This window comes from Bradyrhizobium sp. U531 (genome assembly GCF_051710265.1).
Lineage (GTDB): Bacteria > Pseudomonadota > Alphaproteobacteria > Rhizobiales > Xanthobacteraceae > Bradyrhizobium.
In genome coordinates, this window is the sequence record NZ_JASVEN010000002.1 from 214,651 (window position 1) to 236,944 (window position 22,294).

Annotated in this window: 24 protein-coding genes and 1 tRNA gene; 12 read left to right on the plus strand and 13 right to left on the minus strand. The window is 63.8% G+C overall.

Translation table 11 applies throughout. The features are described 5' to 3' along the window. The first annotated feature begins 145 nt into the window (after positions 1-145). The 7 genes from QRQ56_RS12910 (at position 146) to QRQ56_RS12940 (ending at position 8,281) form a co-directional block, all read left to right on the plus strand. Positions 146-934: an ABC transporter ATP-binding protein gene (locus QRQ56_RS12910; protein ID WP_438740446.1), complete on the plus strand. Its 789-nt coding sequence runs from the start codon at positions 146-148 to the stop codon at positions 932-934. Continuing rightward, positions 931-1,653 (plus strand): ABC transporter ATP-binding protein, encoded by a 723-nt coding sequence (locus QRQ56_RS12915; protein ID WP_438740447.1) that lies wholly within the window; start codon positions 931-933, stop codon positions 1,651-1,653. Before QRQ56_RS12910 ends, QRQ56_RS12915 begins: the two co-directional genes overlap by 4 nt. Beyond that, positions 1,650-2,660, plus strand: a complete 1,011-nt coding sequence (locus QRQ56_RS12920) for a branched-chain amino acid ABC transporter permease (RefSeq protein ID WP_438740449.1) — start codon at positions 1,650-1,652, stop codon at positions 2,658-2,660. The genes QRQ56_RS12915 and QRQ56_RS12920 overlap by 4 nt, the downstream gene beginning before the upstream one ends. Beyond that, positions 2,657-3,742 carry a branched-chain amino acid ABC transporter permease gene (locus QRQ56_RS12925; protein ID WP_438740450.1) on the plus strand — a complete coding sequence of 362 codons (1,086 nt, stop codon included), beginning with the start codon at positions 2,657-2,659 and terminating at the stop codon, positions 3,740-3,742. The genes QRQ56_RS12920 and QRQ56_RS12925 overlap by 4 nt, the downstream gene beginning before the upstream one ends. Positions 3,743-3,916: 174 nt before the next feature. Then, positions 3,917-7,039: an EAL domain-containing protein gene (locus tag QRQ56_RS12930; protein WP_438740452.1), complete on the plus strand. Its 3,123-nt coding sequence runs from the start codon at positions 3,917-3,919 to the stop codon at positions 7,037-7,039. After that, entirely contained in the window at positions 7,039-8,142 is a 1,104-nt protein-coding gene (locus tag QRQ56_RS12935; RefSeq protein WP_438740454.1) for a sensor domain-containing diguanylate cyclase, read from the plus strand. Before QRQ56_RS12930 ends, QRQ56_RS12935 begins: the two co-directional genes overlap by 1 nt. A gap of 62 nt (positions 8,143-8,204) precedes the next feature. Next, positions 8,205-8,281: transfer RNA gene (locus QRQ56_RS12940), tRNA-Arg, on the plus strand. A 158-nt stretch (positions 8,282-8,439) separates the two neighbouring features. Here QRQ56_RS12940 and QRQ56_RS12945 read toward each other — a convergent pair. From QRQ56_RS12945 to QRQ56_RS12955, 3 genes are all read right to left on the minus strand, one after another. After that, positions 8,440-8,961 (minus strand): DUF2867 domain-containing protein, encoded by a 522-nt coding sequence (locus QRQ56_RS12945; RefSeq protein ID WP_438740456.1) that lies wholly within the window; start codon positions 8,959-8,961, stop codon positions 8,440-8,442. 174 nt (positions 8,962-9,135) lie between these two features. Next, complete coding sequence (locus tag QRQ56_RS12950; protein ID WP_438740458.1) at positions 9,136-9,651, minus strand: DUF2867 domain-containing protein; 516 nt, start codon at positions 9,649-9,651, stop codon at positions 9,136-9,138. 180 nt (positions 9,652-9,831) lie between these two features. Further along, a complete protein-coding gene (locus QRQ56_RS12955) occupies positions 9,832-10,245 on the minus strand; it encodes an ester cyclase (RefSeq protein ID WP_438740460.1) in 414 nt (137 codons plus the stop codon). A gap of 123 nt (positions 10,246-10,368) precedes the next feature. Between QRQ56_RS12955 and QRQ56_RS12960 the strand changes: the two genes are divergently transcribed. After that, complete coding sequence (locus QRQ56_RS12960) at positions 10,369-10,932, plus strand: TetR/AcrR family transcriptional regulator (protein WP_438740462.1); 564 nt, start codon at positions 10,369-10,371, stop codon at positions 10,930-10,932. A gap of 20 nt (positions 10,933-10,952) precedes the next feature. Here QRQ56_RS12960 and QRQ56_RS12965 read toward each other — a convergent pair whose 3' ends face one another. After that, a complete protein-coding gene (locus QRQ56_RS12965; protein ID WP_438740464.1) occupies positions 10,953-11,396 on the minus strand; it encodes a TspO/MBR family protein in 444 nt (147 codons plus the stop codon). Between the two features lie 43 nt (positions 11,397-11,439). On the opposite strand from QRQ56_RS12965, the gene dinB reads away from it, so the two are divergent. Next, the gene (dinB, locus tag QRQ56_RS12970) at positions 11,440-12,540 is read left to right on the plus strand and encodes a DNA polymerase IV (RefSeq protein WP_438740466.1); all 1,101 of its coding nucleotides are present in this window, start codon (positions 11,440-11,442) and stop codon (positions 12,538-12,540) included. Positions 12,541-12,628: 88 nt separating this feature from the next. Here the strand turns inward: dinB and QRQ56_RS12975 are convergent, their stop codons facing one another. From QRQ56_RS12975 to QRQ56_RS12985, 3 genes are all read right to left on the minus strand, one after another. Further along, positions 12,629-12,922 (minus strand): hypothetical protein, encoded by a 294-nt coding sequence (locus QRQ56_RS12975; protein WP_438740468.1) that lies wholly within the window; start codon positions 12,920-12,922, stop codon positions 12,629-12,631. Positions 12,923-13,120: 198 nt separating this feature from the next. Continuing rightward, positions 13,121-13,414 (minus strand): DUF1330 domain-containing protein, encoded by a 294-nt coding sequence (locus QRQ56_RS12980; protein ID WP_438740470.1) that lies wholly within the window; start codon positions 13,412-13,414, stop codon positions 13,121-13,123. Between the two features lie 20 nt (positions 13,415-13,434). Beyond that, a complete protein-coding gene (locus tag QRQ56_RS12985) occupies positions 13,435-14,127 on the minus strand; it encodes a DNA-3-methyladenine glycosylase I (RefSeq protein ID WP_438740471.1) in 693 nt (230 codons plus the stop codon). 475 nt (positions 14,128-14,602) lie between these two features. Here QRQ56_RS12985 and QRQ56_RS12990 point away from each other — a divergent pair, with 475 nt between their 5' ends. After that, positions 14,603-15,850, plus strand: a complete 1,248-nt coding sequence (locus QRQ56_RS12990; protein WP_438740473.1) for an MBOAT family O-acyltransferase — start codon at positions 14,603-14,605, stop codon at positions 15,848-15,850. A 3-nt stretch (positions 15,851-15,853) separates the two neighbouring features. Then, a complete protein-coding gene (locus QRQ56_RS12995) occupies positions 15,854-16,921 on the plus strand; it encodes a hypothetical protein (protein ID WP_438740475.1) in 1,068 nt (355 codons plus the stop codon). Between the two features lie 57 nt (positions 16,922-16,978). On the opposite strand, the gene QRQ56_RS13000 is transcribed toward QRQ56_RS12995, so the two are convergent. The 4 genes from QRQ56_RS13000 to QRQ56_RS13015 form a co-directional block, all read right to left on the minus strand. After that, positions 16,979-17,515 (minus strand): GNAT family N-acetyltransferase, encoded by a 537-nt coding sequence (locus tag QRQ56_RS13000; protein WP_438740477.1) that lies wholly within the window; start codon positions 17,513-17,515, stop codon positions 16,979-16,981. Between the two features lie 122 nt (positions 17,516-17,637). Further along, positions 17,638-18,375: a di-trans,poly-cis-decaprenylcistransferase gene (locus tag QRQ56_RS13005; RefSeq protein WP_438740479.1), complete on the minus strand. Its 738-nt coding sequence runs from the start codon at positions 18,373-18,375 to the stop codon at positions 17,638-17,640. A gap of 30 nt (positions 18,376-18,405) precedes the next feature. Then, positions 18,406-18,780, minus strand: a complete 375-nt coding sequence (locus QRQ56_RS13010) for a transcriptional regulator (protein ID WP_438740481.1) — start codon at positions 18,778-18,780, stop codon at positions 18,406-18,408. Next, a complete protein-coding gene (locus tag QRQ56_RS13015) occupies positions 18,767-19,384 on the minus strand; it encodes a hypothetical protein (RefSeq protein WP_438740483.1) in 618 nt (205 codons plus the stop codon). The genes QRQ56_RS13010 and QRQ56_RS13015 overlap by 14 nt, the downstream gene beginning before the upstream one ends. 196 nt (positions 19,385-19,580) lie before the next feature. On the opposite strand from QRQ56_RS13015, the gene QRQ56_RS13020 reads away from it, so the two are divergent. Next, positions 19,581-20,825: a S1C family serine protease gene (locus tag QRQ56_RS13020; RefSeq protein WP_438740485.1), complete on the plus strand. Its 1,245-nt coding sequence runs from the start codon at positions 19,581-19,583 to the stop codon at positions 20,823-20,825. An 11-nt stretch (positions 20,826-20,836) separates the two neighbouring features. On the opposite strand, the gene QRQ56_RS13025 is transcribed toward QRQ56_RS13020, so the two are convergent. Both QRQ56_RS13025 and QRQ56_RS13030 read right to left on the minus strand, forming a co-directional pair. After that, entirely contained in the window at positions 20,837-21,121 is a 285-nt protein-coding gene (locus tag QRQ56_RS13025) for a DUF3551 domain-containing protein (protein ID WP_438740487.1), read from the minus strand. A 148-nt stretch (positions 21,122-21,269) separates the two neighbouring features. Next, positions 21,270-22,244, minus strand: a complete 975-nt coding sequence (locus QRQ56_RS13030) for a Bug family tripartite tricarboxylate transporter substrate binding protein (protein WP_438740489.1) — start codon at positions 22,242-22,244, stop codon at positions 21,270-21,272. Positions 22,245-22,294: the final 50 nt, after the last annotated feature.

Genomic DNA, 22,294 nt, shown 5'->3' on the forward strand with positions numbered 1-22,294 from the left:
GCGGGGGAGGCTGGGTGGGGGCTTTCTCCTCTTGGGGATTGTCCCATTGCTAAAGCACCCTCTCCCCACCCCTCCCCCGCAAGCGGGGGAGGGAGCCTACCGCGAGTGCGGACACACCTTCATTTTGTCATTTGCCAGACCTTTCATGCCCCTCACCCTCGAAACCCGTGACCTCACCATCCGCTTCGGCGGCCATGTCGCGGTCAACAACGTCTCCTGCACGTTCCGTCCGGGCGAGCTCACGGCGATCGTCGGGCCGAACGGCGCCGGCAAGACCACCTATTTCAACCTGATCTCCGGCCAGCTGCGCGCCTCCGGCGGCAGCATCCTGTTCGACGGCACAGACATCACCCAGCAATCCGCGCCGATGCGGACCCGTGCTGGGCTCGGACGCGCGTTCCAGCTGACCAACCTGTTTCCGAACCTCACCGTGGAAGAGAACGTGCGCCTTGCGGTGCAGGCGGCGAACGGCACCCATTACGACATGCTGCGGCCCTGGATGGTGCGCCGCGACCTGATCGCGCGCGCCGACGCGATCCTCGATCAGGTCGCACTCGGCAGCCGCCGCGGCGTCGCCGCCACAGCGCTGTCGCATGGCGACCAGCGCAAGCTCGAGGTCGCGCTGATGATCGCGCTGGAACCGAAGGTCTTCATGTTCGACGAGCCGACCGCCGGCATGAGCATCGACGAAGTGCCCGTCGTGCTTAATCTGATCGCGCAGCTCAAGCAGGACACGAGCAAGATCATCCTCCTGGTCGAGCACAAGATGGACGTGGTGCGCTCGCTCGCCGACCGCATCATCGTGCTGCATAACGGCCAGCTCGTCGCCGATGGTCCGCCGGCCGAGGTGATCGCCTCGCCGATCGTGCAGGAAGCCTATCTCGGCATCGCCCCCAAGAATTCTACAGAGCCTACCGCAGCGAGCGTCGCATGACCGATTTGCTCAAGCTCTCCGGCGTGCACACCCATATCGGCCGCTACCACATCCTCCAGGGCATCGATCTCGCCGTCCCGCAGGGGCAGGTCACGATGCTGCTCGGCCGCAACGGCGCCGGCAAGACCACGACGCTGCGCACCATCATGGGCTTGTGGCATGCCTCGTCAGGCGAGATCAGCCTCGCAGGTCAGCGCATCGAGGGCCGCGCCACGCCCGACATCGCCCGCCTCGGGGTCGGCTACGTGCCGGAGAGCATGGCGGTGTTCTCAGATCTCACGGTGAAGGAGAACCTCGTACTGGCGGCGCGCGACGCTGCGATGGACGACAAGCAGCTGGAATGGATCTTTGGCTTCTTCCCGGCGCTGCGCCGGTTCTGGCTGTCGCGCGCGGGAAGCCTTTCGGGTGGACAAAAGCAGATGCTGTCGATCGCGCGCGCCATCATCGAGCCACGCAAGCTCTTGCTGATCGACGAGCCGACCAAGGGCCTCGCGCCCGCCATCGTGATGGCGCTGATCGAGTGCCTGAAGGAGATCAAGCGCAAGGGCGCGACGATCCTCCTGGTGGAACAGAATTTCTTCGCCGCCCGCGAGCTCGGTGACAACGTGCTGGTCATGGACAACGGCACGGTCGTCCATCGCGGCGAGATGGCGGCGCTCGCCGCCGACGTGCCGCTGCAGGAGCGGCTGCTCGGCTTGAGCCTGGAGGCGCATCAGTGACTGACCTTGCCGCAACCGATCCGCTGCCGAAGCCGAAGCGCGACATCGCGCCGATCCTGCTGCCCATCGCGCTCGCGCTGCTGACGATCCCGCTGATCGGATCGACCTCCTCCTGGCTGACGCTGACCGCGGCGAGCCTTGCCATGGGCATGATGATCTTCATCATGGCCTCCGGCCTGACGCTGGTGTTCGGCCTGATGGACGTACTCAATTTCGGCCATGGCGCCTTCATCGCCGTCGGCGCCTATGTCGCGACCCTGGTGCTGGCGCCGTTCGCGGCCTCGATTCAGGCCGACTCGCTGTGGATGAACCTCGCCGTGCTGGCGCCCGCCGCGCTGCTCTCGATGGCGGTGTCGGGCGCCCTTGGCCTCGTCGTCGAGCGCGTCTTGATCCTGCCGGTCTACGGCCAGCATCTGAAGCAGATCCTGATGACGACCGGCGGCCTGATCGTCGCCGAGCAGACGATGTACGCGCTGTGGGGACCGCAGATCATCCCCATGCCGCTGCCGACCTCGCTCCGCGGCTCCTTCATCCTCGGCGACGTCGCGATCGCGAAATACCGTGTGCTGGCGATGCTGATCGGGCTGGCCGTGTTCATCGCGATCCAGCTCGTGCTCAACCGCACCAAGCTCGGGCTCCTGATCCGCGCCGGCGTCGAGAACCGCGAGATGGTCGAGGCGCTGGGCTATCGCATCCGCCGCCTGTTCCTCGGCGTGTTCATGACGGGATCGGCGCTGGCCGGCCTCGGCGGCGTGATGTGGGCGCTCTATCGCGAGCAGGTGCATGCCTCGATGAGCGACGACCTCACCGTCTTGATCTTCATCGTCGTCATCATCGGCGGCCTCGGCTCGATCGGCGGCTGCTTCATCGGCGCGATCCTGGTAGCCATGGTCGCCAATTACGGCGGCTTCCTGGTGCCGAAACTCGCCCTCGTCTCCAACATCCTGCTGATGGTCGCCATTCTGATGTGGCGGCCGCGCGGCCTCTATGCGGTGACCAGCCGATGATGATCCTTTCCGGCGACCCGCCGCGCAGCCGCGTCCTCACGCTCGTTCTCGTTGTCATCATCCTCGCGCTGGCGACGACGCCCTTCCTGTTCCCGGGCGCCAAGGCGCTCAACGTGGCGGCCAAGATCTGCGTCTTCGCCGCGCTGGTCGCGTCCTACGATCTTCTGCTCGGCTACACCGGCTCGGTGTCGTTCGCGCACACCATGTTCTATGGCATCGGCAGCTACGCGATCGCGATCGCGCTGTACGGGATGGGTCCGAACTGGGCCGCGGTCGCAACCGGCATCGTGGTCGGACTGCCGCTCGCAGCTCTGCTGGCGCTCGCCATCGGCCTGTTCTCGCTGCGGGTGGCGGCGATCTTCTTCGCCATGATCACGCTCGCGGTCGCCTCCGCCTTCCAGGTCCTGGCCTCGCAACTGTCCTGGCTGACCGGCGGTGAGGACGGCCGCAGCTTCCAGCTGCCGGAGTTGCTCCGCCCCGGCACGGTGCTGATCTCGAAAAACCTGTTCGGCTTCGAGGTCAACGGCCGCATCCTGACCTTCTACCTGGTGTTCGCGATCTCGGCCGTGATGATCCTTGCGCTGCTGCGCGTCGTGAACTCGCCGTTCGGGCGCGTGCTGCAGGCAATCCGCGAGAACCGCTTTCGCGCCGAGGCGCTCGGCTTCCGCACGGTGTTCCATCTCACCTATGCCAACTGCCTCGCCGCCCTGGTTGCGGCCGGCGCCGGCATCCTCAACGCGCTGTGGCTGCGCTATGCCGGTCCGGACACCTCGCTCAGCTTCTCGATCATGCTGGACATCCTGCTGATGGTCGTGATCGGCGGCATGGGCACGATCTATGGCGCGATCATCGGCGCCACCATCTTCATCCTCGCGCAGAACTATCTGCAGTCGTTGATGGGCGTCGCGTCGAAGGCGGCCTCCGAGGCCGGACTGCCGTTGCTGCCGGGACTGCTGCATCCCGACCGCTGGCTGCTGTGGCTCGGGCTGCTGTTCATCGCCAGCGTGTACTTCTTTCCGACCGGCGTGGTGGGACGGCTGCGGAACCCCGCCGGCGACAAGGGCGGCGGCGGCTCGCATTAACGCCGGATTCATGATGCGCCGCGGCGTTGCGAGCGTGCGCCGCACAACCGCGGCGCGATTCCCGTTCCACTCTATCCGGACCCGATTGCGCAACTCGATTAATGCTTAAGTAACTGGCTTTCCTAAGGGTTAGGCCATTTGTGCGGTGTATTCGTGTTCCTCCAGGGAGGGGGAATGCGCCAGGTTTTTTCCACGGTGGCAGCCGGAATGTCTCGAGCCGCAAGCAACGGCTGGGAGGCTTTGACGCGACGTGGTCCCGTCCTGTGGCTGACCCTGTGTGGCGTGTTTCTGGTCGCCGGCATCTTCGGCGTGACGGCCATGGCCGTCGGCGAGTTTCGCGAACGCACGCTGGCTAATCGCGAGCGCGAGCTCGAGAACACCGTGCAGCTGATCGCGCGGCACTTCGATCAGCAATTCGAGGATTCCGACGTCGTCGCCGCCGATCTGATCGGGCAGATGAACCTGGTGGAGATCACCTCGCCGACGATGTTCCGCGAGCGCATGTCCGGGCCGGCTGCGCACCAGATGCTGCGCAGCAAGATCAGCTCCGTGTCCTATCTCGGCGATATCGCGATCTACGATGCCGATGGTGACTTGATCAACTGGTCGCGCGGCCAGCCGCTGCCCAAGATCAACGTTTCGTCCAGGGACTATTTCCAGACCTTCAAGACAAATCCGCGCTCCGAAGCGGTCCTGCTGGAATCCGTCCGCAGCTTCATCATCAACAAATGGACCACGATCGTCGCGCGCCGCCTGAACGGCGCAAACGGCACCTTCCTCGGCGCGATGGTCCGCCGGATCGATCCGGACAGCTATCAGAACTATTTCGCATCGGTCGCGCTGGCGGAGGGCACCGCCATTTCGCTGTTCGATCGCGAAGGCAAGATGCTGGCGCGCTATCCGCACCGCGAAGACCTGATCGGGCGGAGCTACAAGGACGCGCCGCTGATGCAGAAGGTGCTCAGCGAGGGCGGCCTGCGCACGCTTCGCGTCAAGAGCCCGGTCGACGGCGGGGAGCGCCTCGGCTCGGCGGCGTCCCTGACGCACTTCCCGCTGGTCATCGTCGCCACCAACACCACGGCGGCGGCCTTGGCCGACTGGCGCCAGCAGACCGGCTTCATGGTGACGACCGCCGCGCTTTCGGCGGCCGTGATCGCTCTGATCCTCTATCTGATCATCCGCCAGATCAGCCGGCAGAACCGCGAGGCGCAGGAACGGCTGGAGGCGGAGCGGCTGCGGCTCGACACCGCCCTGAACAACATGTCGCAAGGGTTGATCCTGTACGACGCCGCCGGATACATCGTCACCTGCAATCGCCGCTACGCCGACATGTTCGGCCTCTCCCATGACGTCATCAAGCCCGGCTGCCACATCCGCCAGGCGATGAACCATCGCAAGGAGTGCGGCGCGTTCGACGGCGACGTCGAGGCGTTCTGCACCGACGTCATGAGGGTCGTTGCCGAAGGCAAAGTCTCGACCCGAACGCATCAGCTGGCCAACGGCCGTGCCTTCCAGGTCATCAACACCCCGCTCGCTCAGGGCGGCTGGGTCGCGACGATCGAAGACATTACCGAGCGCCGCAATCTCGAGCGGGAGCGCGACCGCAATCACACCTTCCTGCGCGAGATCATCGACCATATCCCGTCGCAGATCACCGTGAAGGACGCTCGCACGCGGCAATACCTCCTGCTCAACGGCGTCGCCGAGCAGCTGTTCGGCCAGTCGCGTCAGGAAGTCATGGGTAAGACCGCCTTCGACATCTTCCCCGAGGCACACGCCGCCCACATCACCGAGGACGACAGCAACGCACTGCAATCGGCCAAGGGATTGTTCAAGGACGAGCACGCCTGGCACATGCCGGGCATGGGGATGCGCTACATCACCTCGACGCGGATCGGCATTCGCGACGATGCCGGCGAGCCGCGCTACCTCATTCACGTCATCGACGACGTCACCGAGCGGCGCCGGGCCGACGAGAAGATCGCGCATATGGCGCATTACGATGCGCTGACCGACCTGCCGAACCGCACGCTGTTCCGCGAGCAGATCGAGCGCGAGCTGGCGAAGGTCGCCGGCGGGGACCAGTTCGCGCTGCTCTACATCGACGTCGACGAATTCAAGGGCATCAACGATTCGCTCGGCCATCACGTCGGCGACGAGCTGCTGAAGATGATCGCAAGCCGTCTCCGCGGCTGCCTCAAGCAGGGCGACCTGATCGCACGCCTGGGCGGCGACGAATTCGCGGTGATCCAGACCGGAATCCAATCCTCTGCCGAGGTCCTGTCCTTCGTGACCCGGATCTACCAAGCGATCCGGCAGCCTTATCATTGTCTCGGCCATCAGCTTTCCACCGATGCGAGCATCGGCATCGCGCTTGCGCCGCAGGACGGCATCGACCTCGACCAGCTCGTCAAGAACGCCGATCTCGCGATGTACGGTGCCAAGGCCGAAGGACGCCGCACCCACCGCTTCTTCGAGCCGGAGATGGATGCGAGCGCGCGGGCGCGCCTGAGCATGGAACAGGATTTGCGGCAGGCGGTGGTGAACGGCGGCTTCGAGATTCACTATCAGCCGCTGGTCGACCTGCACACCAACGAGGTCACGGGTTGCGAGGCGCTGCTGCGCTGGCGCCACCCCGAACGCGGCATGGTCTCGCCGGCAGAGTTCATTCCGGTTGCCGAGGATACCGGCCTGATCACCGAGCTCGGCGACTGGGTGCTGCGCACGGCCTGCAACGAAGCCGCGACCTGGCCGACGCATATCCGCGTCGCGGTCAACGTGTCGCCGGTGCAGCTCAAATGCGACACGCTGGCGCTGCGGATCGCGGGCGCGCTCGCCGCTTCCGGGTTGGACCCGCGACGGCTCGAGCTCGAAATCACCGAGGCCGTGCTGATCCGCGACGACGAAGCGGCGCTCTCGATCCTGCACCAGCTCCGCTCGATCGGCGTGCGCATCGCGCTCGACGATTTCGGCACCGGCTATTCCTCGCTCAGCTATCTCAAGCGCTTCCCGTTCGACAAGATCAAGATCGATCGCTGCTTCGTCGCCGACATCGCGGAGACCAGTGGCGCGCCCGTAATCGTGCAGGCGGTGGTGAACATCGCGGCCGCCAGCAGCATGACCACGGTCGCCGAGGGCGTCGAGACCGAGGCGCAGCGCGAGATGCTGCGCGCGCTCGGCTGCACGCAGATGCAGGGCTATCTGTTCAGCCCGCCGAAGCCGGCCGCCGAGGTGCGAAAACTGTTCGGCACGGGCGACGGCTCGCCCGCAATCGTGCCGGTGGCGGCGGTGGCCTGATGGCAAAGCCAGCAAAGCCGTCGGGGGAAATCTCGAGCAAGGCTTCAAGCAGAAAGCCGGCAAAGGCGTCGACTGGGACCGTCGACGTCGCGGATTCCTATGCCGTGCGGCTGATGCAGCATCTGGTGGTGCCGACCTTCGTGATCGACCCTAAGCGTCGCGTCGTGATCTGGAATAGGGCCTGCGAGCGGCTGACCGGCCTTGCCGCCTCCGAGGTGATCGGCACCAGCAAGCACTGGCAGGCCTTCTACGAGACCAGGCGCCCCTGCCTTGCCGACCTGGTCGCGCTCGACCGGCCGGAGCGGCTTCCGGAATTCTATTCGGAATATGCCGCGCGCGGCCATAACGGGCTCGGCTTCAGTGCCGAGAACTGGTGCACGATGCCCAAGCTCGGCAACCAGCTCTATCTCGCCATCGACGCCGGCCCGATCCACGACGAGGCCGGCCATCTGATCGCCGTGGTGGAGACGCTGCGCGACCTCACCGATCAGAAGCGTGCCGAGATGGCGCTCAAGGAGCTCGCCACCAAGGACGGGCTGACCGGCCTGTCGAACCGCCGCTCGTTCGACCAGATGCTGATGAGCGAATGGGCCCGCGCCCACCGCACCCAGAAGCCGCTGGCGCTGCTGTTCGTCGACGTCGACCATTTCAAGCTATTCAACGACCACCACGGCCATCAGATCGGCGACGAATGCCTGCGCGCGGTCGCCTCCGTCGTCAGCCGGCACGCCGTGCGCCCGCTCGATCTCGCCAGCCGCTACGGCGGCGAGGAGTTTGCGCTGATCCTGCCTGACCTCGATTGTGACAGCGCCTGCGTTGTCGCCGAGGAGATTCGCAATGCCGTCATGGCTTTGCGGATAGCCCATGGCGCCGCGGGCGCCGGCGACCACGTCACCCTCAGCGTCGGCGTCGCCAGTCACATTCCCGGCACGGTGGACGGCAGCCCCGACCGGCTGCTGGGCGCGGCCGACGAGGCGCTCTACGTTGCCAAGCGGCTCGGCCGCAACCAGGTCATCTGCGCCGAACGCGTGCTGGCCGAATTCGCCGCCCTCGGCCGGCAGGCCGCACAGGTTCCTGCCCGTTTCCGGCGCAGGACGGCCTGAAGCCCATTGCGGCGAGAAGCGGTTGCTCCCCCCTCGCCAATCGGCTAAATGAACCTGCAACTGCACCCGTAGCTCAGCTGGATAGAGCGTTGCCCTCCGAAGGCAAAGGTCACACGTTCGAATCGTGTCGGGTGCGCCAGTTCGCCCATGTCGTTCCGAATACATGGGTTACGCCTTCCGGCCGCATAGGTGCTATCGGGCCGCCTGGAGACGACCAAATCGGGCGAGCACCCCGATTCGGAAGCACTGACACCGGATCCATCTTGCTCAGCGCGAACCGCGAGAGCATCGGGCCAACTACAGACGCTGCGCAATAACCGCGTCAGCCATCAGCTTCTGCAAGCCAAGCCTGTGAAACGGAACAATGCACGACAAGTAGTATTGCCCGAATTTATTGTGAGTCATGCAAAGAGTAGATACCACGGCGCTTGGCCCAATGCCGTCGTGCACCTTCATGACCGAGAGCCTAAAATCCATATGCTTGTTGTCCCGGCCGGCAACGAGCTCGTCCGAGCCCAGAAAAAAGATGGGCCACGGACCGATCTTTTCGCCGACGGAGTAGTGGCCTCTCCTTTCCACCTTCATTATTTCCGACGTGGTCGGCACCTCCAGACCGGCTAAAGCTGCGGCCCTGTTGCGCGCGATCAGCATCAGATTCATCCAGCCGGGCCGCTCCGCAAAAATTGCAAAGAAGATTTCAATGACAGTCAGGTCCGGGCGGCTCAGAGGTGCGCGGTAAGCGTCACCAAAATCGGCGCGTTCGATCAAGTCGTTGCCCAATACGCTGCGGCGGGGCACATCGCATTCGACAACGTTCATGACTGCTCGCCGGGCAGCGGTCGTGTCGTGCGTGTCAGGATTCGACCTTCGCCCATCTGCACGATGTTCCCCATCAAAGGCATCACTCCCCCAAGTAATTTGCAAGGCCCGTCAAATCCGCGGGGATGCGCCACGGGCTGCTAATGGCCGACGACAGCAGTCGCGACCACCAAATCACGCTTGAATCTTCATCGCTCTTGCCGCCTGTTCTAAACTCGCCGGCACAATCACGCGATGAAACGGTGCTATCGTCTTAAGATAGATACGCCCCAGTCGGTTATGGCAATGCACCACGGTACCCACGACCAGCTCGCGCCCATTTGCTGCATCGGCTCGAAGTTGGATGGCGAGGCGGAAGTCGAGATGGCAGTCATCCTCGCCCAGGACCAACTCCGTCGCGCTCTTTGACCGCACCGGGAAAAAGCCGATAACCGGCCCACGCGCCGCTGCGGCAAGTCCGACGGCGCGCGACGATTTGACGCCAACTGTCGCCATCACCACATCGCGGACACAAGTGAGCGCACGAATCCACCACGCTTGTCGCTCGAATGCGGCGCGTGCCAGCACCTCCACATCATCGCTAGCTCCCGCCGGCAGTCGAATTGCAAAGGCGTCCAAAAGGTCCGCGTCCGCGTAATGTTGCGCAAGCACGCTGTTGCTAGGCATAGGCACGGCGCGCGCTTTGGTCATGCGAATAGATCCCGGATGTTGGGGAGGACGTGGCAATCGTGCGAGTAGATCAAGATGTCTCTCCTGGCCGACTTGGTCGTGACGCTGCTGGCTCCTTGCTTCGATCTCAATCGTTCAAGCTATTCACGGGATGCTCCACTGGTTTCGGACGCCAACACGACCAACGCGCCGACCGCACTGTCATGGCAGCGGCGAGGACAGCAATGTGCGCAGTTGCACCAACATCGTGACCACGTTGGCGCCGTGCCACATCTCGACCACCTTGCCGTCGGCCAGGCGATCGATTGCGAGGCCCGTGTAGCTTACCGTGCGGCCGCTGGGCGCGACGCCGGCGAACGTCCCCTGGTGCGTACCGCGGAAGGTCAACCGCGTCGCGACCATGTCGCCCTCGGCCACCTGATCTTCGATCACCAGCGTATGGTCGGGGAACGCATCGTGGATCGCGGCCATGCGCTCAAGCGTCTGCTTGAGTTGAGTGGTGCCGTTGAACGTTACGCCGGCGGCGAAGTAACGGTCGAACGAGGCTAGCTTGCCGCGGTGGACCACCTCATCGAGATAGTTGCGCACCACGGACTTGTTGGCTTCGAGGGTCATACCGGAGACTCCTTGTGGCAGGCCTGGCATCGGCCTGGCGCGGTGATCGACTCTCCATACCGATGGGTATGGATGATGCCGCCAGCTCTTGCTTGAGTCAATACCCTACGGTATGGTGTGAGGATGGATGATCGCCACAGCAGGCAGAGTTGGCTCGAAGCAGGGCTTAGCCAGCTCGCTGCGCGCGGCGCCGACGGCTTGAGCATCGTGGCCGTGGCACGCGAGTTGGGCGTCACCAAGGGAAGCTTCTACTGGCACTTTCGCGATCTCAAAGACTATCGGGGCGCGCTCCTGCAGCAGTGGGAGGCGCAATATACGCAGCTGGCGATCGAGCGTATGGAGGCCGACGGTGGCAGTGCGCTCGACAAGCTACGCCGCATGCTGTCGTTGCCGGCTGCCGGCGCCGAACGGTTGGGCTTGGCGTTGCGCAGCTGGGCACTCAGCGACAAGGAGGTCGCGCGCACGCTCAAGCGCGTCGACGCACGACGCACCGCATACCTGGCCGGCCTGTATACGCAGCTCGGGCTCGACGCTGCGCGCGCGCGGACATTGGCGCAGTTCACTTACCACGCACTGAACGGCCGCTTCCTGCTCGGCGACATGGTTCCCGCGGCGGCGCAGCTGGATCTGCTGTTGACGCTGCTCACCGCTCCGAACGACGAAGCCGTGGCTGAGACCGCTGTTTGAACGGACCGAGACGGAACGCCTCAATTCATCCGCCAGATCGCTGCATTGAGCACGCCGGCGAATGCGACCCAGGCTGCGTAGGGTACGAACAAGGCCGCGGCCAGTTTATCGCGGGACACCTCGAGACTGATATAGGTCACGATCGCGACGAACAGGCAGGCGAGAATGACGAGCGCCGCGCCGATCTGGTGCATCGTGAACATCACCGGCGACCAGGCGAAATTGAGCGCGAGTTGCGGAAACCAGACCAGCATCGCCTTGCCCCTGGGCTCGCGACGAAAGGTCCGCCAGCCCGCGATTGCGATCATGACGTAGAGGATGGTCCAGGCCACCGGAAACGCCCAGTTGGGCGGCACGAAATCTGGCTTGGCGAGGCCGGCATACCACGCGCCGGGAAGATTGGTCGCGCCGATCAGCCAGCCGAGACCGACCACGCCCACCACGAAGAGCAACAGCTGAAACATCCCTCACCTCGCGCATCTCACCGCGCGATTGTATCATCTTTCCATGAGCGAATCCGACACGATGACCGGCGAGGCCTCGCTGGTGCGCAAGATCATCCATATCGACATGGATGCCTTCTATGCGTCGGTGGAACAGCGCGACAATCCGGAGCTGCGCGGAAAGCCGGTCGCGGTCGGGGGGTCGGCGGAACGCGGCGTCGTCGCGGCCGCGAGCTACGAGGCGCGCAAGTTCGGTGTTCGCTCCGCCATGCCGTCGGTGACGGCGAAGCGGCAATGCCCCGGCCTGATCTTCGTCAAGGCGCGCTTCGAGGTCTACAAGGCGATCTCCCGGCAGATCCGCGACATCTTTGCCGAGCACACGCCGGTCATCGAGCCGTTGTCGCTGGACGAAGCCTATCTCGACGTCACGGAGAACCTGCAAGGCATCCCGCTGGCGCGGGACATCGCGCTGCGCATCCGCGAGAAGATCAAGGCCGAGACCGGCCTCAACGCCTCGGCGGGCGTCTCCTACAACAAATTTCTGGCAAAGCTTGCCTCCGATCATCGCAAGCCGAACGGTCAGTATGTGATTGCTCCCGGAATGGGCGCGGCCTTCGTCGAAGCGCTGCCCGTCTCCAGGTTCCACGGCATCGGGCCGGCGACGGCGGCGAAGATGAACGCGCTCGGCCTGTTCACCGGGCTCGACATCCGCAATCAGACGCTGGACTTCATGAATGCGAATTTCGGCAAGTCGGGCGCCTATTACTATTGGATCTCGCGGGGCGTCGATGAGCGGCCGGTCCGGGCCGACCGGATCCGCAAGTCGATCGGCGCGGAGACCACGTTCTCGACCGACCTTGCCGAATATTGCACGCTGGCCGCCGAGCTCAGGCCGCTGGTCGACAAGGTCTGGCGCCATTGCGAGACAACCGGCAATCGCGGCCGCACCGTCACCCTGAAAATCAAGTTCGCCGACTTCGAGATCATCACGCGGAGCAGGTCTGCCGCGGCAGCGGTCGCGACAAGCGACGATCTGGAGCGGCTGGCCTGCGGCCTGCTCGAGGCCGAGATGCCGCTGCCCAAGCGCGTCAGGCTGCTCGGGGTCTCGCTGTCGGCCCTTCAGGCCGCCGACGATGCGGAGCCCCAGCTGACGCTGGGCATTTGAACGAGGCGCGCTCCTTCCGGATCGTGCGCGACCGACGGTGGCGGGTTCTTCAGCCCGCCACCGATGAAAGTCAATTCGCTCGGGCCGCTCAATGCCGCACGTGCTCGAACACCACGATGACGCCGGTCGGCTCCGGCTCGTGCGCCATCAGACGCGTCAGCTCGGGATCCCCCCAATCGGCAAGGCTGACGACTTCGCCGCTCTCGCGATCGGCCGCCAACGAGGCCGTGGGCTCGAGCACCTTGAGGCCCATCTCGTCGACGAAGAAAGTGTGCTCGCCGAACATGCTGTTGAGTTGTGGCATGGCGGGATGTTCGTCGGGCAACACCTGAGCGCCGAGTTGATTGACGGTCTGCTTCACCTGGTCGGATGTGAGCTTCATGAGCTGCTCCGTTCTGTCTTCGGTTTCATTGGCCGAGGCGGAAGCGCGCGTTCCCTGCGCCTTTGTCCGCCTGGCTCAACTCCGAACAGGTGCTGCGCGCGAATGTTCCGATGAAATGTATTTCGTGATCGCGCGTTCCATCCGCCGCGCTCGCGGCACGAGATCGCCACAGGATGCACATGATCTAATAGCCGGGTGCTAGCCGACGGCTTCGATGATCCGGATATCGCGGTCCGCCCCGTCGCCGAGCAGGTCGTGCGCCGCCTTGTAAGCCGGGCTCTCATACGCCGCCTTGGCGCTCGCGACGCTGTCGAATTCGATGAGCACGACGCGCTCCATCTGGCCGAGCTCGAAGACGGCCGCCGGCATGCCGCGCGCGATCACGCGGCCACCCGCCGCTTCGATGGCCTGGCGCGACAGGTTGGCATAGGCCGCCATCGCTTCGGGGTTCTTGATCGCGCGATAGGTCGCAACCCAATAGGCCTTTGCCATTGCTCTTCTCCTGGTTGTTGTCAGTGTTGTTCGCTGCGATTCTCGCCGACCGACAGAGCGCAGATGCGTGACAGGTAGGTGTAGGGCAGACCGGTCTCCTCGGCCCAGGCGTTGAACTGCGCTTGCACCTTGGCGAGATCACCCTTCGACTTGACCTCCTCGGCGATATCGAGACCGGCGTCGCGCAGGCACACCACCACGTCCCTGGACGTCACGAAACCGTCCCAGCCGAGGAAACGCAGCAGCATCTGTCCGGTGTTGCCGCCGAGCCGGCTGCCGCGCTTGCTCAGGAGATCGAGCAGGCCGATCTCGTTGGACGAGGGCCATTTCGCCAGAAACTTGCCGAAGCTGCCGTGCTCTTTCGCGATCTCCTGCACGAAAGCGGCATTGTCGCGCACCGACATGATCTTGGCGCCGTTGCGCACGATCCGCACGTCGCGCAACAGGCCCTCCCAATAATCCTCGGGCTGGAAGCTGAGCTTGGCCGGCTGGAAATGCAGGAAAGCTTCTTCGAAGCCATCCCATTTCGAATCGATCACGCTCCAGGCAAAGCCGGCGCAGAACACGCGCTTCGTCATCTCGGCGAGGATGCGATCGTCCCCGAGCTTCGCCAGCCCCTTCAGGTCGGGCTTGGCCGGCATCAGCTTTTCCAGGGCCTTGGGGCCGCCCTTGCGCTTCTCGGCACGGGCACGAATGGACTTGAAGGTGGGCATGCGGACACTGGCGGTTGAGGGCAGGCCACGACACCAGAATTCGCTCTCCTGGTCCAGCACCGCGAAGGTGAATCCGTCATGCCGGCGAGCCAGGCGCAGACGTCTGAGTGACGGCCAGGGCGTCGTCCCCGACAACCAGCGTTCAGATGAATAGCGGTTGATTTCGCCCCCACGTTGCTATTGGATGTCGCCGCCAGCGGAGCGGCATCGGTCGCCGCCTCACTGGGCCTCGGTTATTTGCGCAATCCCGGTTGCCTCCGCTCGCATCGTTAATTGACTGAACGGAACGACGAGCGGCGTCGCGGCCCCAATAACGCTTCGTCCTTGCAATGTCCTTCGTCTCCGTGGCGTTCCTCGCGCTCGTCGCAGCGACCTTCCTGCTCTACCACGCGACTTCAGGCTTCGGCTCCAGAATTTCATCATACTGGCGGCGAGCTACGTATTTTACGGCTGGTGGGACTGGCGTTTTCTGCCATTGCTGATCGGAATTTCGATCGTCAATTATGGTGCGGCGATCCTGATCGCCGCGAGCCCTCGCGAACACACCCGAAAGATCCTCGTTTCCTTGGCGGTCGCGGCGGCGATCGTCGTCCTCGTGATCTTCAAGTATTTCAGTTTCTTTGTCGGTTCGTTTGCGGCGATTGCCCAACGCGCGGGTCTCAACCCGAATTTGCAGACATTGCACATCATTCTGCCGCTGGGGATTTCCTTCATCACTTTCCAGGGCATTGCCTATGTGGTGGACGTCTATCGCGGCAAACACGCCGCAGAAAGAGACGTCATCAAGTTCCTCGCCTTCAAGGCGTTCTTCCCGCAACTCGTGGCGGGGCCGATCGAGAGAGCCGGCAATCTGCTGGATCAATTTTCCAAGCCGCGGCAATTCACTGCCGATCACGCCGAGCGCGCTCTTTGGCTCCTGATCTACGGCTATGCCATGAAGATCGTGGTGGCCGATAGTCTGGCGATGATCGTCGACACGCTCTTCATTCCGGATCAGCCCTTTGGCTGGTCGGTCGTGCTCGGCACGATCGCCTTTGGCATTCAGATCTACGCCGATTTCAATGGATACAGCCTGATCGCAAAAGGCGTCGCGCTGCTCTTCGGCTTCGAGCTGACATGGAACTTCCGTTACCCTTATTGGGCGGTCTCGATCAGCGAGTTCTGGCGGCGCTGGCACATCAGTCTCAGCACGTGGCTCCGGGATTATCTGTATATCTCGCTCGGTGGCAACCGTCGCGGCGATGCCGTCACGAACCGGAATTTGATGCTGACCATGACCCTGGGGGGCCTCTGGCACGGCGCGTCCTGGACCTTCGTGTTCTGGGGGCTGCTTCATGGCGCCGTTCTCGCGCTGTGGCGCAAGGTGCCCGGCGGAGACGAGCCGCCTTCAGCGCTCGCTCGCGGCGTCGGCTGGGCCGTCACGATGCTGGTCGTCTTTGTCGGCTGGTTCCTCTTTCGCGCCGCCAACTGGACGTTACTGGTCGGCATGCTGAAAGCACTCACAAACTGGGAGTGGGCACCGGTACACAGCGCGGTCGCACTTGCAATTCTGTCGCTGGCCGGCCCGCTAATGCTCCTGGAGTGGCAATTGCAGTTGCGCGGCGATTATTTCCTGATCCACCGACCTGCGTGGATGAGATATCCGGTGTTTGCGGCTATGGCGGCTCTGACAATCGCGGCGTCCGGGCACGTCAACGCGACCTTCATCTACTTTCAGTTCTAGGCCATGCTGAAACGAGCGATCGAAGCGATAGAAAGATGGCCGCTAGGCAATGCGGTATGGACCGTGGCGCGCAAATTCGTTCCGGTCGCGTTGCTGACTGCGTCCATCCTCGGTGGCGCGCATTTCATCTACCAGCAGAGCAAACACCAGTGGTCACGCGGGGTCGAGACCTACATCGTCCTCGAACAAATCCGGCGTTCGGAGCGGCTGCCGGCACCCAATCTCGCTTTTCTCGGCGACAGCTCGTGCCTGTTCGGGATTCACATCCCGACCCTGTTGCAAGCGTTTCCGGGCTCGAAAATCGAATCGTTCTGCACCATCGGGTATGTTGGCCCGGATGGCTATGCCGCCATGCTCGACAAGATGATCGCCGGTGGACGCCAGCCCGAAAAGCTCGTTCTGGCGATCAATCCAATCCAGTTCGAGCGCGATCCCAGATGGAACGAGTGGCCGATGTTCATCAGGACTGACCATTTGGAGGCCCCTTCCGTCCTGACGTTTCCGGCCAGCAGCCTCGAGTACATTCGCCTGCTGATGGAGCGAGCCGTGTACAATCCGCTGCCCGGCGCATATGCGATCTATTACGGTGGTAAGGACCAGTTCATCTCGACCATCTGGCGCGAGCACGGCGGCGCCGTCGAGCCCAACCGTATGCTGGATATGCCTTCGCTGGAGGCTTTCAAGGCCTCGCTGGCCGGACACGTTCTTCTCAGGCCACTCCCCCAATCAAAACCTTTCGTGATAAACGCGGAATTCGAAAAGGCACTCGACTCCTTGTCCGTAACGCTTTCGAAGTTCGACCGGTCGAAGGTCTACCTCGTGATAACGCCGGTCAATTCTGTCAATGCTCAGGGCGGCCCGCAGGTCTTCCACACCGAGGCGGGCAAGACGATTGCGGCTCGCCTGGGCCTCGATCAATCGCAATTTCTGGATACCCCGAGCGTCATGCTGGATATCATGTACGCGCACTATCCGGCGCATCTGCATCGCTGGGGACGGATCATCTACACCGAGCAGCTTGCCAAGGCGCTCGCCGAGCGCAACATCCTGGCGAGATCGGCCGGCAACTGATCCGTCCGCCGGCTTGTCCGTTTTTGGTCCTCACGCGACGACGGCTGTTGCGCCCTGCTATTTCGACAGGCGCTTGGCGAGGTGGATCGATTGCCAGTCTCCGAGCCCGGTGTCGTTGAAGCCTGCCTTCTTCGCGAGGCCGCGCATTTCGGCATTGGTACGCGTGGTCTCGGCCGCGATCATCTGGTGTCCGAGATCGAGCGCACGCGTTTCCATCGCCGTCATCATCTGAAGACCAAGGCCCTTGCGCTGAAAGGCATCGGCGACCGAGATGGCAAATTCGCCATGCCGGGCCCTTGCGTCGTAGGCGTAGAGCGCCTCGCCGATGATCCTGCCCTGCCCATCCTCCCTGAGCTCGGCGAGCAAGGTGAAGTTGTGAAGGTCGATGCTCCTGGCGATGCATTCGGCCGCAATCACGCCGGGATCCGATCGCGCGCCGCTGAAGCGCTTGTTGCGTGATGTCGAGGAAAGGCCGGTGAAATAGACCGACAGATTTTCCACGTCGGAGGCGCTGGCGGTCCTGATGCAGACCATGCCTTTCGCCTCGGCCAGTTCGACCGGCTCGACGACGGCTCCCGGAAACAGCTGTGACATGCGTGACGCTTTCGGCAGGTTGCTGGGACTTGCAGACCTAGCCGAGGCAACGCTCCATCCGCTTGGACAGTGTTGCCAATCATGCGGATGAAAACGAACAGCGCGCTTCCGTGTGCCGCGCGTCACACACGCGACAGCGACGGCACCTCCTCGGGCATGATCGCCTGGAGACCGCCGAAGCGGCGTTCGCGGCCGTGGAAGGAGCTCAGCGCCGTGGCGAGATCGCCCGCGTCGAACTCGGGCCACATCCGCTCGGTGAAGTGCAGCTCGGCGTAGGCGCCCTCCCAGAGCAGGAAGTCCGACAGCCGCTTCTCGCCCGAGGTGCGGATGATGAGATCGACGTCGCGCAAGCCGGCTTCGCCGGTGACGAGCTGCGAGAAGGCTTCGCGGGTCAGGCTGGTCAACGCCGCCGCCTTCGCCGCGGCATTGAGAATGGCATCGCGCGCGGAATAGTCGACCGCGATGCGCAGGTGCAGCGTGGCGCCGCCGGCGGTCGCTTCCTCGGCGCGCGAGATCGCCGTGGCGATACCTTCAGGCAGGCGATCGCGGCGGCCGATCACGGTGAGGCGCACGCCGTTCTTGACCAGGCTCTGGACCTCGTTGGCGAGATAGAAGCGCAGCAAGGTCATCAGCGCGGCGACCTCGGTCTTCGGCCTCCGCCAATTGTCGGTGGAGAAGGCGTAGAGCGTCAGCGTGCCGATGCCCTGTTTTGGCGCGGCTTCGACGATGCGGCGGATGGTTTCGACGCCGGCCTCGTGGCCGCGCACGCGCGACAGGCCGCGCCGCGTCGCCCATCGCCCGTTGCCGTCCATGATGATGCCGACATGCAGCTTTTCGTTACGGGACGCATCACTTTGCATTGCAAAGTCTCCGGTCAAAAAGGGGGAGGATCAGGTCGAGACGATTCCGAGGCGGCCGAGCGGCGGCGCTTCGCGTCCGGCGGCCTTGGCGGCGTCGCGCACCAGGCGTTCGAGCACGGTAAGATAATCGAGAAAACGGCGGCGGCCGGTCTTGGTGAGACGGCAAGTGGTGTGCGGGCGATTGCCCTCATAACCCTTGGTCACGTCGACGAGGCCGGCCTCCTGGAGCACGGCGAGATGGCGGCTGAGATTGCCGTCGGTGAGGCCGCAGAGCTGCTTCAGGTCGGCGAACGCCAGACCCTTCGGGTGCGCCATCAGCGAGGTCAGAAGCCCGAGCCTCGCCTTCTCGTGGATGACGCGGTCGAGCCCTTCGTAGGAGAAGGGTGCGCTGTCAGTCTTCGACATCATGGTCTCCGGACGCGAAATGCAGAATGGCCGCCATCACCGACTGCCCGATCACGAAGGGCAGCCCCATGGTCCATGGCGACAGCGTGTGGGTCTGGCTGGCGAGCACCACCACCGCGAAGCCGGACACGAAATACCAGGCGCCGGCCAGCGCGACGGTCCGCGGCAGCGAGCGGACGGAGGCGAAAATGCCGAGCGACACCAGGATCTGCCACAGGCCCGGCAGCAGCCACAATGTCTCGCTCGCGAACTTCCACATCACCACCGCGAGCAGCACGCCGGCAACGCCTGCGGGGAGAAACTGCTCGACCGCCTGATGGATCATGGCATCCGCGAGGCCCGAATGATGCCGGCGTGAGCGCGCACGCATCTCGATCCCGATCATCAGGACGGAGAGCGCGGCGGCGATGAACCAGCCGGCAAAGAAGCCGAGCGGCTCGCCGCCGGGATCGCCGAGCAGCCAGAATTGCAGCACGGCGGTGAGCAGCGCGACCGCGGCGGTCGCGGCCATCGTCGCCGGGCCATAGCCGCGGAACGCGGTACCGGCCGCGATCTGACTGCGGATCGCCACGATGTCGGCCAGTGCCTTGTCGAGATCGCGCATCGGTAACGCCAAACCTCGCTCCGCTCCTGTTGCGGACGCATGAGCCTTAACTTTGTGATGCAAAGTATATAGCGACGCAAAGTAAACGCAAGCGCGAAATCGCCGCGAGAGGATTCCCGCCTCGACGAACAACTGCCGGTTGCGCGGCGCCCGTCCCCGCAGATAAGATGCAATCGAAATCGTCCGGGGGGCTGGCATGTGGTTTAGGTCGTTGATTGTCGCGTCATTGTTGCAGGTGAGCGTCGCCGGCATCGCGCATGCGAAAGGACCATTCGGCAGCGTCAATGTCGGCAACTGGATCGGCGGCGCCTTCAGCAACGACGAGACTGGCGCCTTCTCCCATTGCGCCGCAACGACGCCTTACGGGAACGGTGTCATCCTGGTCGTCAGCCAGAACGCCACCGGCACCTGGTCGCTGGCTTTTGCAAGTCCCGGCTATCACTTCAACAAGGGCGAGAACGCCGCGATCGACGTGACCTTTGACGGGCGGGAGCAAGCCCGGCTTTACGCGACGTCCTATCAGTCCAACATGCTGACGGCCATCATGCCGCTCACCGTGGTGCGGACGTTTCAGAAGTCCAGCCTGATGGTGGCAACTGCCGGCCGCGCCGTGCTGAATTTCGATCTGACATCGACCGGGCCGGTCATCGCGGCATTGGCCAATTGCGTGACGAAGGTGAAGGCCGACGGGCTCGACAAGGCCGGCGACTTCACCAAGGGTGCGGCGAAGCCGGCCGCCACCGCGGAGAAGCAGGCGTCACCGCCTGCGTCCGGCAAGTCTGCCAAGTCCAAAAGCGGCACCGGCTTCGTGGTCAGCGGCAACGGCCACATCGTCACGAACCACCATGTGATCGACGGCTGCGGCGATCTCAAAGGCAATCTTACCGGCGAGGCCGCCATGGCGTTGCGCGTCGTATCAAGCGATGCAAACAACGATCTTGCCCTCCTGCAGGCGCCATCGACAGCGACCTTCAAAGAGTTTGCCCGGATCCGCGATCGTTCGATCCGCTCCGGCGATTCCGTCGTCGCGATCGGCTTTCCCTATCGCGGCCTGCTGAGTTCGGACTTCACCGTGACGACCGGTATCGTGAGCTCGCTCAGTGGGATGCGCAACGATTCGCGCTTCCTGCAGATCAGTGCGCCGGTGCAGCCCGGCAACAGCGGCGGCCCGCTGTTCGACACCACCGGGCAGATCATCGGCGTGGTCACGGGAAAGCTCGACAATCTGCGGATTGCGGTCGCAACCGGAAATATCCCCGAGAACATCAACTTCGCCATCAAGACCGGCGCGCTGCGCGATTTCCTCGACAATTCCGTTGTGCCCTATCAGACCGCCGAGCCGAAGGGCGAGCTGAAGACCACCGACATCGCCGCCAATGCCCGCGCCTATACCATGCTGATCTCGTGTACCGGCGTGGAACAGGCCGACGCGAAGCGGTAGATCGGCTTGCCCTAATACGGCGCGACGGGCCGGGCGCGACGGGGCGGCCGCGGCTGGGGCTGCACCTGCTGCCCCTGGCCGTAGGCGAAACGCGGATTGCGATCGCAGTACAGCAGCCGGCCGGATACGCTGGCCTGGCATTGTTCGTAGCTGCTGTAGGAGCATTCGCCGGGATAATCATATTCACCGCCCTGGGCACACCAGGGGTAGTCGCGGGCGGCCGCCGGCGTGGCGGTGGCGAAGCCGGCCAGGACCGCCGCACTGAACGTCAGCAGCACCAATTGCGTCTTGCGCATGATCCAACTCCTCTTCGGCTGGCACGAGATACGGCGCCATCATTATCAGGTTTCGCAGCGCCGTTTTATTCCAGATCAACGAGACAAAGCACGCAAGAAAAAAGCCCTGCCTTGCGGCAGGGCTCCAATTCCGGTCATCACAAGATCGCTACTCGACCTTCAGGCCGGCGAATTCGACGACCTTCTTCCATTTCTCGGTCTCGGCCTTGATCTCCTCGCCGAACGCTTCCGGGGTCTGCACCCGCGGCTCGCCGCCGAGCTCGACCAGACGCTTGGTCATGTCGGGCTCCTTCATCAGCGTGTTGATCTCGCTGTTGAGCTTGGCGATGATCTCCTTCGGCGTGTTCTTCGGCGCACCCATGCCGAACAACGCGCTGGCCTCGTAGCCCTTGACGGTGTCGGCGATCGGCTGCACGTCGGGAAGCTGCGGCGAGCGCTCGGTCGTGGTGACGCCGATCGCGCGCAGCGAGCCGGAGCGGATGTGCTGGATGATCGAGGGCATGTTGTCGAAGATCACCTGAACCTGGCCGCCCAGCATGTCGGTGATCGCGGGCGCGGCACCGCGATAGGGCACGTGCTGCATCTTGCAGCCGGTCATGGCCATGAACATCTCGCCGGACAGATGCACCGAGGTGCCGTTGCCGGACGAGGCCATGTTGACCTTGCCGGGATTGGCCTTCACGTATTCGATGAACTCGGCGACGTTCTTGGCCGGCACGTCCTTGTTGACGGTCATCACGTTCGGCACGCGCTGGAACGAGGCGACCGGCGCGATGTCGGTCACGAAGTTGAACTTGAGATTCTTGTAGAGCGTGGTGTTGATGTAGTTGGCCGGATTGACCAGCTGCAGCGTGTAACCGTCGGGCTCGGCATTGACGACCGATTCGGTGCCGATGTTGTTGCCGGCGCCCGGCTTGTTCTCGATCACGAATTGCTGGCCGAGCTTTTCCGAGAGCCGCTGACCGATCAGTCGCGCCAGGATGTCGGTCGCGCCGCCCGGCGGATAGCCGACCACCCATTTCACGGGCCGCGCCGGATAATCGGCGGCAAAAGCCTTCGACAGCGGGGTGGCTGCAAGCGGACTGGCGGCGAGCAGGCCCAGCGCGGTACGGCGAGTGATCATCTCAAGGGTTCTCCCAACGTGTTGTTCTTGAAGCCAGATGTCTTGAAACC

Bases quoted from the DNA above. Each gene is read 5' to 3' on its own strand.
- QRQ56_RS12975 (WP_438740468.1), bottom strand. From the start codon at position 12,922: ATGAAGCTCACATCCGACCAGGTGAAGCAGACCGTCAATCAACTCGGC.
- QRQ56_RS12980 (WP_438740470.1), bottom strand. From the start codon at position 13,414: ATGGCAAAGGCCTATTGGGTTGCGACCTATCGCGCGATCAAGAACCCC.
- QRQ56_RS12945 (WP_438740456.1), bottom strand. From the start codon at position 8,961: ATGAACGTTGTCGAATGCGATGTGCCCCGCCGCAGCGTATTGGGCAAC.
- QRQ56_RS13010 (WP_438740481.1), bottom strand. From the start codon at position 18,780: ATGTCGAAGACTGACAGCGCACCCTTCTCCTACGAAGGGCTCGACCGC.
- QRQ56_RS12965 (WP_438740464.1), bottom strand. From the start codon at position 11,396: ATGTTTCAGCTGTTGCTCTTCGTGGTGGGCGTGGTCGGTCTCGGCTGG.
- QRQ56_RS13020 (WP_438740485.1), top strand. From the start codon at position 19,581: ATGTGGTTTAGGTCGTTGATTGTCGCGTCATTGTTGCAGGTGAGCGTC.
- QRQ56_RS12955 (WP_438740460.1), bottom strand. From the start codon at position 10,245: ATGACCCTCGAAGCCAACAAGTCCGTGGTGCGCAACTATCTCGATGAG.
- QRQ56_RS12935 (WP_438740454.1), top strand. From the start codon at position 7,039: ATGGCAAAGCCAGCAAAGCCGTCGGGGGAAATCTCGAGCAAGGCTTCA.
- QRQ56_RS13030 (WP_438740489.1), bottom strand. From the start codon at position 22,244: ATGATCACTCGCCGTACCGCGCTGGGCCTGCTCGCCGCCAGTCCGCTT.
- dinB (WP_438740466.1), top strand. From the start codon at position 11,440: ATGAGCGAATCCGACACGATGACCGGCGAGGCCTCGCTGGTGCGCAAG.
- QRQ56_RS12950 (WP_438740458.1), bottom strand. From the start codon at position 9,651: ATGACCAAAGCGCGCGCCGTGCCTATGCCTAGCAACAGCGTGCTTGCG.
- QRQ56_RS13025 (WP_438740487.1), bottom strand. From the start codon at position 21,121: ATGCGCAAGACGCAATTGGTGCTGCTGACGTTCAGTGCGGCGGTCCTG.
- QRQ56_RS12995 (WP_438740475.1), top strand. From the start codon at position 15,854: ATGCTGAAACGAGCGATCGAAGCGATAGAAAGATGGCCGCTAGGCAAT.
- QRQ56_RS12925 (WP_438740450.1), top strand. From the start codon at position 2,657: ATGATGATCCTTTCCGGCGACCCGCCGCGCAGCCGCGTCCTCACGCTC.
- QRQ56_RS13000 (WP_438740477.1), bottom strand. From the start codon at position 17,515: ATGTCACAGCTGTTTCCGGGAGCCGTCGTCGAGCCGGTCGAACTGGCC.
- QRQ56_RS12930 (WP_438740452.1), top strand. From the start codon at position 3,917: ATGCGCCAGGTTTTTTCCACGGTGGCAGCCGGAATGTCTCGAGCCGCA.
- QRQ56_RS12910 (WP_438740446.1), top strand. From the start codon at position 146: ATGCCCCTCACCCTCGAAACCCGTGACCTCACCATCCGCTTCGGCGGC.
- QRQ56_RS13005 (WP_438740479.1), bottom strand. From the start codon at position 18,375: ATGCAAAGTGATGCGTCCCGTAACGAAAAGCTGCATGTCGGCATCATC.
- QRQ56_RS12960 (WP_438740462.1), top strand. From the start codon at position 10,369: ATGGATGATCGCCACAGCAGGCAGAGTTGGCTCGAAGCAGGGCTTAGC.
- QRQ56_RS13015 (WP_438740483.1), bottom strand. From the start codon at position 19,384: ATGCGCGATCTCGACAAGGCACTGGCCGACATCGTGGCGATCCGCAGT.
- QRQ56_RS12915 (WP_438740447.1), top strand. From the start codon at position 931: ATGACCGATTTGCTCAAGCTCTCCGGCGTGCACACCCATATCGGCCGC.
- QRQ56_RS12985 (WP_438740471.1), bottom strand. From the start codon at position 14,127: ATGCCCACCTTCAAGTCCATTCGTGCCCGTGCCGAGAAGCGCAAGGGC.